Origin of the sequence: Streptomyces sp. NPDC058335 (assembly GCF_042723915.1) — a bacterium.
Classification (GTDB): domain Bacteria; phylum Actinomycetota; class Actinomycetes; order Streptomycetales; family Streptomycetaceae; genus Streptomyces.
The window spans coordinates 40,071-54,330 of sequence record NZ_JBHXHX010000033.1 but is presented as its reverse complement, the minus strand read 5'-3'; the positions used below and the strand labels follow the sequence as shown (position 1 = coordinate 54,330).

Here is a 14,260-nt window from a genome sequence, read left to right as displayed (position 1 = left end):
GGGGGTGCCGGGGGGCGACCCTCAACGGGTCGTGGGTGTGGGGGGGCGGGTGGCGGTTCTCGTCCGGGTCTCGGGCGGGGGGGCACACCAGCGGCCGCCGGTCAGGACCGGGACCACATGCGGCGCGGGGCGTCCCCAGCGGGCTACGGCAGCACGCCGCACAGCGCGTCCAGGGCCGCCCCGTACGCGTGCTCGGCCGGCGTCGCGTACCCCACGACGAGACCGTCCCCTGCCTCCATGTCCGTCTCGGGGTGCCGGAAGCCGGCCAGGCCGTCCAGCGCGATGCCCTGCCGGACGGCCGCCTCGACCGTGGCCCGCTCGGTGCCCGGCGGCACCCGCAGCAGCGCGTGCAGTCCGGCCGCGACCCCGGTGACCGCGACCCGCGGCGCGTGCTCGGCGAGCGCCGCGACCAGACGGTCCCGGCGGCCCCGGTAGCGCTGCCGCATGCGCCGCACATGACGGTCGTAGGCCCCGGAGACGATGAAGTCGGCCAGGCCCAGCTGGTCCGGGACGCTCGCCCAGGCCTCCCGATCGCCCTTGGCCGCGAGGACGTCGCCGACGTACCGCTGCGGCAGGACCATCCAGCCCAGCCGCAGCGCCGGCGACAGGCTCTTGCTGACCGAGCCGAGGTGGATCACGCGCTCGGGGTCCAGGCCCTGGAGCGCGCCCACGGGCCTGCGGTCGTAGCGGAACTCGCCGTCGTAGTCGTCCTCCAGCACCACCGTGCCCCGCGCGCGTGCCCAGTCGATCACGGCGGCCCGGCGGCTCGCGTGCAGCGGCCCGCCGGTCGGGAACTGGTGCGCGGGCGTGAGCAGCACCCCCCGCTCGCGCCCCAGCAGGTCGACGCGCGGCCCGTCCTCGTCGAGCGGCAGCGGAACCGTCCGTACGCCCGCCTCGGCCAGCAACTCCCGGTGGAATCCCAGCCCGTACGCCTCCACCGCCAGCGGGCCGCGCAACACCCCGCCCCCGCCCTGGCCGAACAGCAGCCGCAGCGCGTGCGCGAAGCCGGAGCAGATCACGATGCGGTCGGGCTCTGTGCGCACGCCACGCGCGCGTGCCAGGTACTCGGTGAGCGCCTCGCGCAACTCGCGGCGCCCGGCGGGGTCGCCGGGCCCGAACACCTCGTTGGGCGCCTGCTGGAGCGCCCGCCGGTAGCAGGCCAGCCAGGCCGCGCGCGGGAACGACGACGCGTCCGGGCTGCCCTGCCGGAGGTCGTGCCGGGGACCACGCGCGCGTGGAGGTGCCTCAACGGGCCTTCGCACGGCGTGTCGCAGGGGTTCCATGCGGTCGGCGACCCGCGTCCCGGACCCCTGGCGAGCGGTCAGCCAGCCCTCCGCCACCAACTCCGCGTAGGCGTCGGCCACGGTGTTGCGCGCGACTCCGAGATCGGCCGCGAGCGAGCGGTACGGCGGCAGCCGGGTGCCCGGAGCCAGTCGCCCGCCGCGCACGGCGTCGCGCAGCGCCCCGATCAGCGCGGCCCGCCGCCCGCCCGGCCCCGACAGCTCCAGATGCAGGTCGGCACCGATCCGCTCAGCCGAATTGACCCATGATTCCTCCATGGAAATGCACCATACAGAGGGTCTTTCCGGCTCATAGATTGATCTGCATGACGACGAACATGATCGACACCCGGACGGCCGAGAGCGCTCACCTGCCCACCGCCGCGATCGCCGCCGCCGAGGCCGCCAGGAGCCGCGCGGACTTCGCCAAGTCCGCCCCCAAGGCGTTCCGCGCGCTCGTCGGCTTCGACGCCGCCGCGCGCGAGGGGCTCGACCCCGCCCTCGTCGAACTGATCCAGATCCGCGCCTCCCACCTCAACCACTGCGCGTACTGCCTCCACATGCACACCAACGACGCGCGCAAGGCCGGCGAGAACGAGGACCGCCTGCACCTGGTGGCCGTCTGGCGGGAGGCCCGGCACTTCTACACGGAGAAGGAGCAGGCCGCCCTGGCCCTGACGGAAGCGGTCACGCTGGTGGCCGACGGAGGTGTTCCGGACGACGTCTACGCCGAGGCCGCGGCCCGTTTCGACGACAGGGAACTCGCCCAGGTGCTGGCCCTCATCTGCGCGATCAACACCTGGAACCGCGTCGCCCTGGCCACGGCGAAGGTGGCGGGCACGGACGAGCGGCGCTGAAGGGGGCGGGCGCGCAGGAGCGTGGCTGAAGCGACCGGGCCGCCGACTCGCGACACGGTCATCGGCTACGCGTCTTCTACACGCTCATCGGCCGGTCGTACGGTCCGATCGGCGCCGGCAGCCGTGAGCTTCCCGTCAGATGGCGGTCGACGGCCGCGGCGACCGCCCGTCCCTCCGCGATCGCCCACACGATCAGCGACTGTCCACGCGCGGCGTCCCCGGCGGCGAACACGCCGGGAACGTTCGTCGCGAAGCCCGCGTCCCGCGCGATGGTGCCGCGCGGCTCCAGCGCCAGCCCCAGCTGTTCGATGAGCCCGTCGTCGCGGTCGGGCCCGGAGAAGCCGAGGGCGAGCAGCACGAGGTCGGCCGGGAGCGCCCGCGCGGTGCCTTCCACGGGCCGCCGCCTCTCGTCGACCTCGACGAGGTGCATGGCACGGACGTGCCCGCTCTCGTCGCCGGTGAAGCGGAGCGTGGACGCCGCGAACAGGCGCGCGTCCGCGTCGGCGGCCAGCGCGATGCCGAGGTCGCGCGCCTCCTCGTGCGCAGCGGACAACCGGTAGATCTTCGGGTACGTCGGCCAGGGATCGGTGTCCTCGTCCCGCTCCACGCCCGGCTGGGCGTAGATGTCCAGCTGGGTCACGGACGCGGCGCCCTCCCGGATCGCCGTGCCCAGACAGTCGGCGCCCGTGTCGCCGCCGCCGACGATGACGACGTGCTTGCCGGCGGCGGACATCGGGGACCGCTCCAAGTCTCCCTCGCACACCCGGTTGGCCAGCGGCAGATACTCCATCGCCTGCTGGATGCCGGTCAACTCCCTTCCAGGGACGTGCAGTTCACGCCACTCGGTCGCTCCGGTGGCGATCACCACGGCGTCGTAGCGCGTCCGCAGATCGTCGGCCATGACGTCCCGCCCGATGGTGGTCGACGTACGGAACTTCGTGCCCTCCGCCCGCATCTGCTCGATCCGGCGCTCCAGATGGCGCTTCTCCATCTTGAACGCGGGGATGCCGTACCGCATCAGCCCGCCGATCCGGTCGTCCTTCTCGTAGACGGCCACCGTGTGCCCGGCCCGCGTCAACTGCTGGGCGGCGGCCAGCCCGGTGGGTCCGGAGCCGATCACCGCCACCGTCCGCCCGGACAGCCGGTCCGGCGGCCGGGGCGGGGTGAGCCCGTCCGCCCAGGCCCGGTCGGCGATGGCGGCCTCGACGTTCTTGATGGTGACGGCGGGCTGGTTGATGGCGAGCACGCACCCCGCCTCGCACGGCGCGGGACACAACAGACCGGTGAACTCCGGGAAGTTGTTCGTCGCATGCAGCCGGTCGCTCGCCGCCCGCCAGTCCGCACGGGAGACCAGGTCGTTCCACTCGGGGATCAGATTGCCGAGCGGGCAGGCGTCGTGGCAGAACGGCACACCGCAGTCCATGCAGCGGTCGGCCTGTTCACTGATGATGGGGAGCAGCGCGCCGGGGACGTACACCTCGTCCCAGTCGCGGGCCCGCTCCCCGGACGGCCGACGCGGCCAGTCCTGGCGGGGCGTGGTCATGAATCCCTTGGGATCGGCCATGGCCGTCTTCCTTGCGTGCGCGTGCGACGGGGCCGTGCGTCATCGGGCGGCACTCTTCCGGCCACGATACGTCCCCTCCACGCCCAGCGCAGAGCGCCGGACGGCGCTTGCTGTGCGCATGCCCGGCCGTCACGTCAGAGCCAGCAGATAGGAGAGCGCGGCGGCGGTCGAGGCGACCGTGCGGACGTGGTTCCAGGCCGTCCACTCGCGCACGTACGCCGGCCAGTGGGCGGCCGCTTCCGCGGTGCCCGGGGCGTGCTCGAGCAGCGCGTCGTTGCGGGGCACGTTCGCGAACATGGTCACCCCGAACGAACCGAACAGATACAGCGCGCTGCCCAGCAGCAACTCGACCGCCCCTTCGTCAGGCCATCGCACGAACGTCACCACCGCGATCACCGCACACAGCACCGCCGAGCCGACGAACAGGAGCATGAACGCCGGCGTCACCGCCGCCACGTTGATCGCCCTCATCGCGGCGACACCCTGCGCGGGCGGCAGCGAGGACAGCCCCCTCATCACGAAGGTCGAGAACCCGCAGAAGACCCCCGCCACCAGCCCGGTCCCGAGCGCCCCGAGCACCGTCAGCACGAAGTACGGTCCCTCGATCATGTCGTCCTCCCACACCCGGCCGGGCATCCGCCCGCCTTCTGTCCGTCCGTCCCCACCAGTCAAGTCGCCTGCGGGAACGGCCACCATCGCCGAAAGCCTCGGACGCATACGCGAACGTCCAGGGACGGGGGACCGCCCAGCCTCCCCACCTCAGCGACCGGCGCCGATGCCCGCCTCCCACCCCCACTCCCGCAGCACCGTCTCCACGCCCGCCGCGATCCGCTGCCGCGCCTGCCGTCGCGGCACTCCGCCCATCAGCAACCCGTCGTACGAGGTGTCCAGATGCCGTACGGACGCCACGACCGCCGAGACGACCGCCCCCTCGGACAACGCCCGCCCGGCGGCACTGCGCCCCACCCGCCCGCTGCCCCGCGCCGACGCGTGAGCGGCGATCTCGTCGGCCCGGTCCCGCGGGCAGCCGGGAAACAGCCTGAGGATCTCCGCCGCGAACGCCTCCGCGAACCGAGCGTCCTGTGCCGTCCGCCGCCGGGCGTCCCGCACCCGGCGCCGTCGGCGCGCCTCGGCGTCCGCCAGGCAGCGCGCCTCCGCCCGCGCCAGCCCCGCCTCCTCGACGAGGACACCCTGCCGTTCGTAGCGTCCTTTGCGCCGGTCGAACCGGACGACGACCACGGAGAGCGTGCTCTCCTCGCGCGCCCGGCGGGTGAGCGCCGTGTCACCGCGCGGCAGGAACACCAGATGCCCCAGGTCCGCGCAGCGGAGGCAGTACGGCGCCCGGTCCTCGACGACGAGCATCGGCAGCGGTCCCCGCCGGCACCCGGCGCAGTGCCGTCGCCGCGACGGCTGGATCGCGACAAGCCCGATACGAGCCGGCGGAGTTGAGACGACCTGCATACCGGCTGCATTCCCCCTCCCAGCTCGGCGTACGACAACGCGGGTCGCACCTCCGGCACGTGTCGGCGCACACGGCGGGCCTCGCCAGGCCTCCCGCAGCTGCGCGCCGCCCGCCCTGCCCGCCGCCCTCGAGCGCGACGCGTCCGGACCGGTATCTGTCGCATCATGGGCCGTGTGCGACTCGAAGCGATCACCTGGGAACGGCTCGGCGACCTCCTCGCCGACCGCCTGCTCGACCTGAAGCCGGAGGACGGCAGCCCCTGGCCGCGCATCGCCTTCGACGGCGCCCCGGCGGCCCGCCCGGGAGACCTCGCCGAACGCGTCGGCGAGGCGCTGCGGATACGCGGCCGCCCCTCCCGCGTCGTCGACACCCAGGGCTTCCTGCGCCCCGCCTCCGTCCGCCTGGAGTACGGCCGCCACGACGTCGAGGCCTACTACGACGGCTGGTTCGACACCGGTGCCCTGTGGCGGGAGGTGTTCGGCCCCCTCGAACCCGGTGGCGACGGACGCATCCTGCCCGACCTGTGGGACCCGGCGACCGACCGCGCCACCCGCAGCCCTTACGTCCAACTCCCGCCCCGTGGCCTCCTGTTGCTGCACGGACCCCTCCTGCTGCGTCACTGGTTCCCCTTCGACCTGACCGTCCACGTCCTCCTCTCACCGCCCGCCCTGCGCCGCCGCACCCCCGAGGCCGACCGGTGGACCCTGCCCGCCTTCGAGCGCTACGACCAGGAGACCGATCCGGCGGCCGCGGCCGACGTCCTGGTCCGCGCGGACGATCCCCGGCATCCGGCGTGGAACGGGTGAGGTGCCGCTGATCCACGACCGTCCGCGAGCCGGTGTTGCCGTAAACCACTATTCAATGCACGTGCATGCAATTAGGGTGCTGCCATGACGATCTCCTCCAGCGCCCCCGTCTCCTTCGACGCCTCGGTCCGCACCCTCCTCGACGGCAGGAACTTCGCCTCCGTCGCCACCCTCGGCCCCGACGGGGCTCCCCAGAACTCGGTGGTCTGGATCAAACGCGAGGGCGACACCGTCCTGTTCTCCTCCACCGACGGACGGCAGAAGGTGCGCAACCTCCGCCGCGACCCCCGCATCAGCCTCTCGGTCTTCGACCTCGCCAACCCCTACACCTCCGTCGAGATCCGCGGCACCGCCGAGATCCTCCCCGACGACGACAAGCGCCTCCCGCACGAGCTGTCCCACAAGTACCTCGGCATCGACCCGCCGGCCGAGAAGGACGACGAGGTACGCCTGATCATCCGCGTCGTGCCGCGGAAGGTCGTCGGGTTCTCGGCCTGAACCCTGAACCCTGCCGGTGCACAGTGCGCTGCCGCCTGCCGCCTGCCGCCTGCCGCCTGCCGGACGTGCGGTCGGCGACCGGCCCGGCGAGAATGGGACGCCGGGACACGAGAGTGCAGGGCGCCGGGACAGTGGCGTACACCGCGTCGCGCCGACCGTCCCGCACCGGGAGGTACACGATGACCACCGCCGGACAGATCATGCACCGGGGCGCCCAGTGGATCCCCGCCCACGAGACCCTCGACCGCGCCGCCCAGTTGATGCGCGAGCTCAACGTCGGAGCCCTGCCCATCAGTGACGAGAACGAACGGCTCTGCGGCATCCTCACCGACCGCGACATCGTCGTGGGCTGTGTGGCCATGGGACACGACCCCGCCAAGGTCACCGCCGGTCAGATGGCCAAGGGAACCCCGCGCTGGGTCGACGCCGACGCCGATGTCAGCGAGGTGCTCCAGGAGATGCAGGGCCACCAGATCAAGCGGCTGCCGGTGATCGAGAACAAGCGCCTGGTGGGCATGATCAGCGAGGCCGACCTCGCCCAGCACCTGACCGACGATCAGATGGCCTCCTGGGCCGAGAGTGTCTACGCCCGGACCGGCACCGCCCGTGCCTGACACCGGCCGCCGACAGCCGCCCCCTCAGAGCCAGCCGTTGCGCCGGAAGCCGCGGTACAAGGACAGGCAGGCGACGGTTATCAGCCCGATGGCCATGCCGTAGCCGTACTTCCAGTGCAGCTCCGGCATGTGGTCGAAGTTCATGCCGTAGACACCGCAGATCATCGTCGGCACGGCGACGATCGCGGCCCACGCCGTGATCTTCCGCATGTCCTCGTTCTGCGCGACCGTGACCTGGGCGAGGTGCGCCTGGAGGATCGAGTTGAGGAGTTCGTCGAAGGCCGCGATCTGTTCCGTGGCGCGCAGCAGATGGTCGGAGACGTCCCGGAAGTAGGCCTGTATCTCGGGGTCCACGACCCGCATCGGCCGGGCCGCGAGATCCTGGAGCGGCCGGCTCAGCGGCACCACCGCCCGCTTCAGCTCCAGGAGTTCCCGCTTGAGCTGGTAGATGCGGCCGGGGTCGGCCCGCGCGCCGTTCTCCGCGAAGACGTCCGTCTCCACCTGGTCGATGTCTCCATGGACGGCGTCGATGACGTTGAGGTACTCGTCGACCACGTGGTCCGCGACCGCGTGCAGCACCGACGACGGTCCCTTGGCGAGCTGGCCGGGGTCGGACTCCAGTTCCTCGCGCAGCGGGCCCAGCGAGCCGTGCCGCCCATGGCGCACGGTGATGACGAAGTCCTGGCCGACGAACACCATGATCTCGCCGGTGTCGACCACCTCGCTCGTCGACGTGAGCTGCTCGTGCTCGACGTAACAGACGGTCTTGAACACCGCGAACAGCGTCTCGCCGTACCGCTCCACCTTCGGGCGCTGATGGGCCTCGACCGCGTCCTCGACGGCCAGCGGATGCAGGTCGAAGAGATCGGCGATGCCCGCGAACTCCGCGTTCGTCGGCTCGTGGAGACCGAGCCAGACGAAACCGTGGCCGCTCTTGCGCACCAGCTCCACGGTGTCGACCAGATCGCCGCCGACGGGGGCGCGGGCTCCCTCGCGGTACGTCACGCAGTTCACCACCGAGGAGCCCAGCGGAGACCGCGCGGGGTGGCTCAGGTCGACCCGCGTACGCCGACGGGCCAGGCGCGCCACCCTGCGCAGGCCGCCGACCCCGCCCAGGCCAGTGACCTTCCGCAGATTCCCCGCCATGGTCATCCGGACCTCCTCCTGTGGATCCCCCCGTGCGTGTACTCACGCCCTGGCGTGTCAGTCTGCCAGGCTCGCGCAGACCCGGGGCAAGCCTGTGGGAAGGGGACGTTCCGCTTTGTTCCCGCCTGTGGAAAACCTGAGAGAGGCCCGAACCGGGCAGGACCTCGCGACGGCACCGATGATCTCGGCGTGGGGGAGAAAGGGATAGGGGCAGGCCACCGAAGCCCCACACCACTCCCGGCGAGCATCAGTCACCGACTTGGCTTCGGCCGTCTCCTCGCCTCACCCGTCGTCGCCGACACCCCGCAGCCGCCTCCCGGCCCCCTTCGCCGTACGACCGACGCCGCCATGCCGTCACCGAGCGCGAGTCGTCTCCACCGCCGCTATGGGCGTCGGCGGTCTGCCGCCCACCCGCTCCACCGCCCGTGCGCCCGCCGCGCACCCCTCGACCGCGGCCTTCGCGGGCTCGGCGCCCACGAGCAGGGCGGCGAGGAACGCGCCCGTGAAGGCGTCGCCCGCACCCGTGGTGTCCCGGGGTGTCGCCGGGACGGCGGGGACACGGGCGACGACAGAGCCCCCTTGGGCCACCACGGCTCCGTCCGCCCCCTGTTTCGCCACCACCAGCGGCACGCGGCGGCTGAGTTCGGCGGCCGCGTCCGCCCCGTCGGCGGCCCCGGTCAGCAGACACGCCTCGTCCCGGCTGGGCAGCAGCACGTCCACGCCCCGCACCACGGCAAGGAACCGGTCGGCCCCCAGTTCCCCCAGAAACCCCGCCGACGCCGGATCCAGGCTCACCGGCACCCCACGCGCGCGTGCCGATGCCAACGCCGTCCGCACCAGCGCGCGCCCCGACGCGGAGAACAGCAGATAGCCCGAAAGATGCAGCCGGGCGACCCCGTCGAGCAACATGTCCGACCAGTCGTCAGGACCGAGCCGCAGGGAGGCGCCGCTGTCGGTGAGGAACGTCCGCTCGGCCGCGGCCCCCGTGTCGACCAGACAGATCACCGTCCCGGTCGGCGCCTCGGAATCGACGACGAGCAGGGGCCGTACCCCGCCGGCGACCAGCTCCCGTTCGTGCCAGGCCGCCGCCTCCGCACCCACCCGGCCCAGCAGCCGTACGTCCGCACACCCCCGGTGGGCCGCCCAGCACGCCACGTTGGCGCCCGCGCCGCCCGGCAGGGTCCGGATCACTGCGGCCGTGTCCGTCCCCGAGGCCAACGGCCCCCGGTGACGCGCGACGACATCCGTGACGACATCCCCTACGACCAGCAGCGCCCCGCCCCGTCGCCGCCCGCCTGCGGCGCGCGGACCCGGCCCCGAGCCGTCGGAGCCGTGATCCGGCCCGTCCGGACTCCCGGTCACGCCCCGGCCCACGCCGAGGCGATCCGCCCCGCCAGCCGTACGTTGCCGCGCACCGCCGCCAGGTTGGCGCTCAGGGACGCGCCGTCGGTGAGGCGGACAAGGTGGTCGAGCAGGAACGGCGTGACGGCCTGGCCCGTGACTCCCTCCGCCGCACACGCCTCCAGCGCGTCCGCGAGCACGCGCGCGTGCAGCGCGGGATCCAACTGCTCGTCCTCCGGCACCGGATTGGCGACGATCAGCGCCGACTCCGGCACGCCGAGCGTGTCCTGAGCCCGCATCACATCCGCCACCTGACCGGGACTCTCCAGCGTCCAGTCCACCGGATGCCCCGAGTCGGACAGGTAGAAGCCGGGGAAGCGGTCCGTGCCGTACCCGGCGACGGCGACCCCCAGCGTCTCCAGCCGCTGAAGCGTCGCAGGCACGTCCAGGATCGACTTCACCCCCGCGCACACCACTGTGATCCGGGTACGCGCCAGCAGGCCCAGATCGGCCGACTCGTCCTGGGTGACCGTCCACTCCCGGTGCACCCCGCCGAGCCCGCCCGTCGCGAACACCCGCACCCCGGCCAGCGCGGCCAGCAGGGCGGTCGCCGACACCGTGGTCGCCCCGCTCGCCCCCGAGGCGACCGCGAGCGGCAGGTCGCGGTGGCCCAGCTTGCGGATCCCGTCCTCGTTGGCGATCCGTTCCAGCTGCTCGTTGTCGAGGCCGACATGGGGACGCCCGTCCAGCACGGCGATCGTCGCCGGTACGGCACCCTCCTCGCGCACCACCGTCTCCAGCTCCCGCGCCACCTGAAGGTTGCGCGGGCGCGGCAGCCCGTGGGCGATGATCGTGGACTCCAGCGCCACCACGGGGCGACGCGCGTCGACCGCCTCCCGTACCTCTTCCGACACCACCAGCACCACGTGCCCGCCTCCTGTCCGTCGGTCTTCCCTCATCCCTGGCGGGCGGCACGCCCGGTCAAACCCTTGCGGCCTGTGGGGGACGACACCAGCCTGGAAGGCATGACCGACAACCTGCCTCGCCTGGACCACGTCGTCCTGTGGGTGCGCGACCCGCTCGCCGCGGCCGACTTCTACGAGAACATCGTCGGCCTCGCACCCGTCCGGCTCGACGCGTTCGCCGCGGGCGAGGAGCCCTTCCCCTCGGTCCGGGTCGAAGACGGGACCCTCCTGGACCTCATGCCGCTGACCATGGCGGAGGGCATGACGATGCTCCCCGGGGCGGCCGACAGCGCCGGACATCCCGTGAACCACATCTGCCTCGCCCTGCCCCGGACCGCCTTCGACGCGCTCCACACCCGCCTGACCGAGCACGCCGTCCCCGTCTCGGACGTCTCGTACGGTTCCTTCGGCGCCCGCGGCGAGGCCACCCGCAGCCTCTACTTCCGCGACCCGGACGGCAACGTCGTCGAGATCCGGCACTACGACTGAGGCGGGCACCGGTACGCCGGCGCCGCCCCGCTCGGCTCCCGTCGTCCGCACCCCGTCATGGCCCTTCCGCTCGGATCCCGTCGTCCGCACCCGCCTCGGCCCTGCCCCGTGTGAACAGGACCAGCGCGGCCAAGGGGAGGAGCAGGCATGCCGCGGCGGCGTTCAGCCACGCGTAGCCCGCCTGGGCGACGACCAGCCCGGCGACCGCACCGCCGACGCCCGCCGACGTGTTCATCGTCAGATCGGACAGGCCCTGCGCGGCGGCCCGCGCGGACTGCGGCACGGCGTCCGTGAGCAGTGCCGAACCGGCCACCAGCCCGGCTGACCAGCCGAGGCCCAGCACGAAGAGCCCGGCGGCGGTGCGCCCGTGGCTGCCACCCGCCGTCCCGGCCAGGAACAGCCCGCAGGCCAGCAGCCCCGCCCCGAGCCCCGTCACGGACAGCCGTCCCACCCGGTCCGCCAGCCGCCCCATCAACGGCGAGAACGCGTACATGCCCGCGATGTGCCCACTGATGACCAGCCCGATCAGATCGATGCCCGCCCCGTGACGAGCGAGGTCGACCGGGGTCATCGACATCACCGAGACCATCGCCGTGTGCGACACGGCCACCGTCACGAGCGCGAGCCGCGCGCGGGGCGAGGCGGTGACGGCGGCCAGCCCGGCGCGCAGCGAACGCGCCTCGGCGGACCGCTCGTCCTCCGGCGCGAGCGCCCGAGCCGTCAGCAGCGGGTCGGGTCGCAGCAGTACGGCCACCACCGCCGCCGATATCAGAAACGTCCCGGCCGCCCACAGGAACGGTCCCGCCGCCTCCGGTATCCCCAGCCCGGACACACTGCGGCCGGCGGGAGCCGCGATGTTCGGCCCCAGGACCGCGCCTACGGTGGTCGCCCACACGACGAGCGAGATGGCCTGGGCCCGCCGCTGCGGCTCGGCCAGGTCGGCCGCCGCGAACCGTGCCTGAAGGTTCGCCGACGAAGCGGCGCCGAACGCCGCCATGCCGCCCAGCAGCAGCGGAAAGCTGCCGATCCGCGCGGCCACCACCACGACGACGGCCCCCAGCGCCCCCACCAGGTAGCCCAGTACCAGCCCCGGCCGGCGCCCCCGCGCGGTCATCAGCGCCGCCATCGGCATCGACAGCACGGCCGTACCGGCGACGGTCGCGGTGGGCGCGAGACCGGCCAGCGCCGCGGTGCCGCCGACCCGCTGGGCCAGTACGGTGCCCAGCGCGAGGCCCGTCGTGACACCGAGCCCGCCGAGGATCTGGCTCGCGACCAGCACGGCGGTCGTACGGCGCCGCAGGGCGGTAAGCCCTGCGGCGGTGACGGGCGCGACGGGGGCACGCTCGACGGCGGTCACCGCGCACACCGGGCCGGGCCGCGGCCGTAGGCGTGCGTGACGGGGGCCACGTCGTGCCGAGGCGGGTGGTGGGTGGTCACCGGCGCAGTCTCCCCCCTGTCGTGCCGCCTGCCCAGATGCCCGCCCGGCCGCTCAGAACAGCGGCTCGGGCAGGACCCCCTCCAGGGCGAGCAGCCTGCGCTTGGCCTCCAGGCCGCCACCGAAGCCGCCGATCCCGCCGTCGCTCTCCACGACCCGGTGGCAGGGCACGACGACCGGCAGCGGATTGGCGCCCATCGCCGTGCCCACCGCCTGCGCGGCACCGGGCTGGCCCACGCGCTTGGCGAGATCGCCGTAGCCCACGACCGCGCCGTACGGGACGCCGGAGGCCAGCTCGCGCAGGACCTGACGGTTGAAGCCGGAGATCAGCGACCAGTCCAGGGGCAGCTCGAAGTCGCGCCGCTCACCGGCGAAGTAGGCGCGGACCTGGCCTATCGCCTCGGACAGCAGGGGGGAGTCGGGCGACTCGACGGGTTCCGTGCCCAGCCGGTCCGTGAGGCGGCCGAGCGCCTTCACGCGCACGGCCTCGTCGGCGTGGAACACGACGTTGACCAGGCCCTCGCGGGTCGCGGCCAGCAGCAGCGGACCGATGCCGGTGCCGACGACGGTCCACACGACCTGCAGCTCGTACTGCCCATGGCTGTCCATGCGCCCACGGTACGACCCGCCACTGACAACGCCCCGGGCCCGGCCGCGGCGTCAGTCCCAGTACAGGGCCCGCGCCACCACGTCGGGTTTGTTGGTGATGATGCCGTCGACGCCGTACCCGGCCATCGTCCGGGCCGCGGAGGCGTCGTCGACGGTCCAGACGAAGATCCTCAGCGGACTGCCGTGCGGTCCCCCGACCGCGTGCACGGCGGAGACGTACCCGGGGGAGAGGGACACGTACGAGGGATTGATCAGGTCGGCGAAGGCGGCGTACCCGGGCAGGTCCCGCACCGCCGGCTTGCCCAGCAGACCGGTCGTCACCGACGGCTCCAGGGCGTGGACGGCCCGCAGACTGTCGGCGCTGAAGCTCTGCACGATCAGCCGGCCGGCGAGATGCTCCCCGTCCAGCCACCCCTCGTCGGCGAGCACCTTGAAGGTGTCCTGTTCGATCCCCGGGTACAGCTCGGGATTCTTCAGTTCGAGGAGCAGCTTCCGGCCGTGATGCTCGACACGGCGGACGTACTCCTCAAGCGTCGGCACGCGCGCGCCCGCGTACGCGGGGCCGAACCAACTGCCCGCGTCGAGCAGTGCCACCTCGGCCGCGGTGAAGTCCCTCACCTTCCACGGGGCTCGCCCCGGAAAGACCTCCTCGACGTCCGTGGTCCGGCTGAGGGTGTCGTCGTGGATCACCACGAGGGTGCCGTCCTTGGTGCGCTGGACGTCGTTCTCCACCCAGCGAACGCCCAGGTCGGCGGCCGCGTCGACGGCCGCCAGGGTGTTCTCGGGAGCCTGGGCGGAAGCGCCCCGGTGGGCGATCACGGAGGGCTGCCCCACAATGCCCGCCCTGGCGTCATGGACGGGGAGCAGGAGGGCGACGACGCCCACCAGTGCGGTCGTCGTCGCGGCAACTGTGCGCGCGTGCATGCGTACTCCTCGCGTCGGCCGATCACCTACAGCTCAACTGTGACAGCAGAGTGTCGACATCGAGTGCGCGCGGGAGGACCACGGGACGAAGGCTGACGGCCGTGGCCGCTTCACGGGTGCCGCACATTGGGGCAAGGCCGTGTTTCTTTGCCGGAAAATCGTTCGACCATTCCGGTGCGAGTCATACTACTCTGCGTCACCCCTGACCGCTCGCGCGGTCCTGGGTGGGGGCGCGTTCCAGGCATTCCAGCAACAGGGCGGAAGGGCAAC

15 protein-coding genes are annotated in these 14,260 nt (G+C 73.0%); 5 read left to right on the top strand and 10 right to left on the bottom strand.

All coding sequences use genetic code 11. From position 1 onward, the window contains the following. Positions 1-143 precede the first annotated feature (143 nt). Positions 144-1,559, bottom strand: coding sequence for a PLP-dependent aminotransferase family protein (locus tag ACFWJX_RS38975; RefSeq protein ID WP_383251592.1), 1,416 nt, complete (start codon positions 1,557-1,559; stop codon positions 144-146). A 47-nt stretch (positions 1,560-1,606) separates the two neighbouring features. Here ACFWJX_RS38975 and ACFWJX_RS38970 point away from each other — a divergent pair, with 47 nt between their 5' ends. After that, positions 1,607-2,137 carry a carboxymuconolactone decarboxylase family protein gene (locus ACFWJX_RS38970; protein WP_383251591.1) on the top strand — a complete coding sequence of 177 codons (531 nt, stop codon included), beginning with the start codon at positions 1,607-1,609 and terminating at the stop codon, positions 2,135-2,137. A 76-nt stretch (positions 2,138-2,213) separates the two neighbouring features. Here ACFWJX_RS38970 and ACFWJX_RS38965 read toward each other — a convergent pair whose 3' ends face one another. The 3 genes from ACFWJX_RS38965 to ACFWJX_RS38955 form a co-directional block, all read right to left on the bottom strand. Next, on the bottom strand, positions 2,214-3,701 hold the full coding sequence (locus tag ACFWJX_RS38965) for a glutamate synthase subunit beta (RefSeq protein ID WP_383251590.1): 1,488 nt from the start codon (positions 3,699-3,701) through the stop codon (positions 2,214-2,216). A gap of 129 nt (positions 3,702-3,830) precedes the next feature. Continuing rightward, positions 3,831-4,310, bottom strand: coding sequence for a DUF1772 domain-containing protein (locus tag ACFWJX_RS38960; protein WP_383251589.1), 480 nt, complete (start codon positions 4,308-4,310; stop codon positions 3,831-3,833). A 150-nt stretch (positions 4,311-4,460) separates the two neighbouring features. Beyond that, positions 4,461-5,162, bottom strand: a complete 702-nt coding sequence (locus tag ACFWJX_RS38955; RefSeq protein ID WP_383251587.1) for a DUF2293 domain-containing protein — start codon at positions 5,160-5,162, stop codon at positions 4,461-4,463. 165 nt (positions 5,163-5,327) lie between these two features. Here ACFWJX_RS38955 and ACFWJX_RS38950 point away from each other — a divergent pair, with 165 nt between their 5' ends. From ACFWJX_RS38950 to ACFWJX_RS38940, 3 genes are all read left to right on the top strand, one after another. Beyond that, entirely contained in the window at positions 5,328-5,969 is a 642-nt protein-coding gene (locus ACFWJX_RS38950) for a uridine kinase (RefSeq protein ID WP_383251585.1), read from the top strand. An 84-nt stretch (positions 5,970-6,053) separates the two neighbouring features. Then, positions 6,054-6,467 (top strand): PPOX class F420-dependent oxidoreductase, encoded by a 414-nt coding sequence (locus ACFWJX_RS38945; RefSeq protein WP_383251583.1) that lies wholly within the window; start codon positions 6,054-6,056, stop codon positions 6,465-6,467. A 179-nt stretch (positions 6,468-6,646) separates the two neighbouring features. Next, positions 6,647-7,081 carry a CBS domain-containing protein gene (locus ACFWJX_RS38940; RefSeq protein WP_383251581.1) on the top strand — a complete coding sequence of 145 codons (435 nt, stop codon included), beginning with the start codon at positions 6,647-6,649 and terminating at the stop codon, positions 7,079-7,081. Between the two features lie 24 nt (positions 7,082-7,105). Here ACFWJX_RS38940 and ACFWJX_RS38935 read toward each other — a convergent pair whose 3' ends face one another. The 3 genes from ACFWJX_RS38935 to ACFWJX_RS38925 all read right to left on the bottom strand — a co-directional run bounded on the left by ACFWJX_RS38935 (position 7,106) and on the right by ACFWJX_RS38925 (position 10,491). Beyond that, entirely contained in the window at positions 7,106-8,233 is a 1,128-nt protein-coding gene (locus ACFWJX_RS38935; RefSeq protein WP_383251579.1) for a magnesium and cobalt transport protein CorA, read from the bottom strand. Between the two features lie 348 nt (positions 8,234-8,581). After that, positions 8,582-9,499: a carbohydrate kinase family protein gene (locus ACFWJX_RS38930; protein WP_383251598.1), complete on the bottom strand. Its 918-nt coding sequence runs from the start codon at positions 9,497-9,499 to the stop codon at positions 8,582-8,584. A gap of 86 nt (positions 9,500-9,585) precedes the next feature. Next, entirely contained in the window at positions 9,586-10,491 is a 906-nt protein-coding gene (locus tag ACFWJX_RS38925) for a pseudouridine-5'-phosphate glycosidase (RefSeq protein ID WP_383251596.1), read from the bottom strand. Positions 10,492-10,593: 102 nt separating this feature from the next. Between ACFWJX_RS38925 and ACFWJX_RS38920 the strand changes: the two genes are divergently transcribed. Then, the gene (locus tag ACFWJX_RS38920; protein ID WP_383251577.1) at positions 10,594-11,022 is read left to right on the top strand and encodes a VOC family protein; all 429 of its coding nucleotides are present in this window, start codon (positions 10,594-10,596) and stop codon (positions 11,020-11,022) included. Positions 11,023-11,077: 55 nt separating this feature from the next. Here ACFWJX_RS38920 and ACFWJX_RS38915 read toward each other — a convergent pair whose 3' ends face one another. The 3 genes from ACFWJX_RS38915 to ACFWJX_RS38905 form a co-directional block, all read right to left on the bottom strand. Further along, positions 11,078-12,379, bottom strand: a complete 1,302-nt coding sequence (locus ACFWJX_RS38915) for an MFS transporter (protein ID WP_383251575.1) — start codon at positions 12,377-12,379, stop codon at positions 11,078-11,080. A 132-nt stretch (positions 12,380-12,511) separates the two neighbouring features. Continuing rightward, entirely contained in the window at positions 12,512-13,066 is a 555-nt protein-coding gene (locus ACFWJX_RS38910) for a methylated-DNA--[protein]-cysteine S-methyltransferase (protein ID WP_383251573.1), read from the bottom strand. Between the two features lie 51 nt (positions 13,067-13,117). Continuing rightward, on the bottom strand, positions 13,118-13,990 hold the full coding sequence (locus ACFWJX_RS38905; protein ID WP_383251571.1) for a glycerophosphodiester phosphodiesterase: 873 nt from the start codon (positions 13,988-13,990) through the stop codon (positions 13,118-13,120). Positions 13,991-14,260: the final 270 nt, after the last annotated feature.

Excerpts from the sequence above, each read along its gene's own strand:
- ACFWJX_RS38975 (WP_383251592.1), bottom strand. The coding sequence starts at position 1,559 with ATGGAGGAATCATGGGTCAATTCGGCTGAGCGGATCGGTGCCGACCTG.
- ACFWJX_RS38970 (WP_383251591.1), top strand. The coding sequence starts at position 1,607 with ATGACGACGAACATGATCGACACCCGGACGGCCGAGAGCGCTCACCTG.
- ACFWJX_RS38965 (WP_383251590.1), bottom strand. The coding sequence starts at position 3,701 with ATGGCCGATCCCAAGGGATTCATGACCACGCCCCGCCAGGACTGGCCG.
- ACFWJX_RS38960 (WP_383251589.1), bottom strand. The coding sequence starts at position 4,310 with ATGATCGAGGGACCGTACTTCGTGCTGACGGTGCTCGGGGCGCTCGGG.
- ACFWJX_RS38955 (WP_383251587.1), bottom strand. The coding sequence starts at position 5,162 with ATGCAGGTCGTCTCAACTCCGCCGGCTCGTATCGGGCTTGTCGCGATC.
- ACFWJX_RS38950 (WP_383251585.1), top strand. The coding sequence starts at position 5,328 with ATGGGCCGTGTGCGACTCGAAGCGATCACCTGGGAACGGCTCGGCGAC.
- ACFWJX_RS38945 (WP_383251583.1), top strand. The coding sequence starts at position 6,054 with ATGACGATCTCCTCCAGCGCCCCCGTCTCCTTCGACGCCTCGGTCCGC.
- ACFWJX_RS38940 (WP_383251581.1), top strand. The coding sequence starts at position 6,647 with ATGACCACCGCCGGACAGATCATGCACCGGGGCGCCCAGTGGATCCCC.
- ACFWJX_RS38935 (WP_383251579.1), bottom strand. The coding sequence starts at position 8,233 with ATGACCATGGCGGGGAATCTGCGGAAGGTCACTGGCCTGGGCGGGGTC.
- ACFWJX_RS38920 (WP_383251577.1), top strand. The coding sequence starts at position 10,594 with ATGACCGACAACCTGCCTCGCCTGGACCACGTCGTCCTGTGGGTGCGC.
- ACFWJX_RS38910 (WP_383251573.1), bottom strand. The coding sequence starts at position 13,066 with ATGGACAGCCATGGGCAGTACGAGCTGCAGGTCGTGTGGACCGTCGTC.
- ACFWJX_RS38905 (WP_383251571.1), bottom strand. The coding sequence starts at position 13,990 with ATGCACGCGCGCACAGTTGCCGCGACGACGACCGCACTGGTGGGCGTC.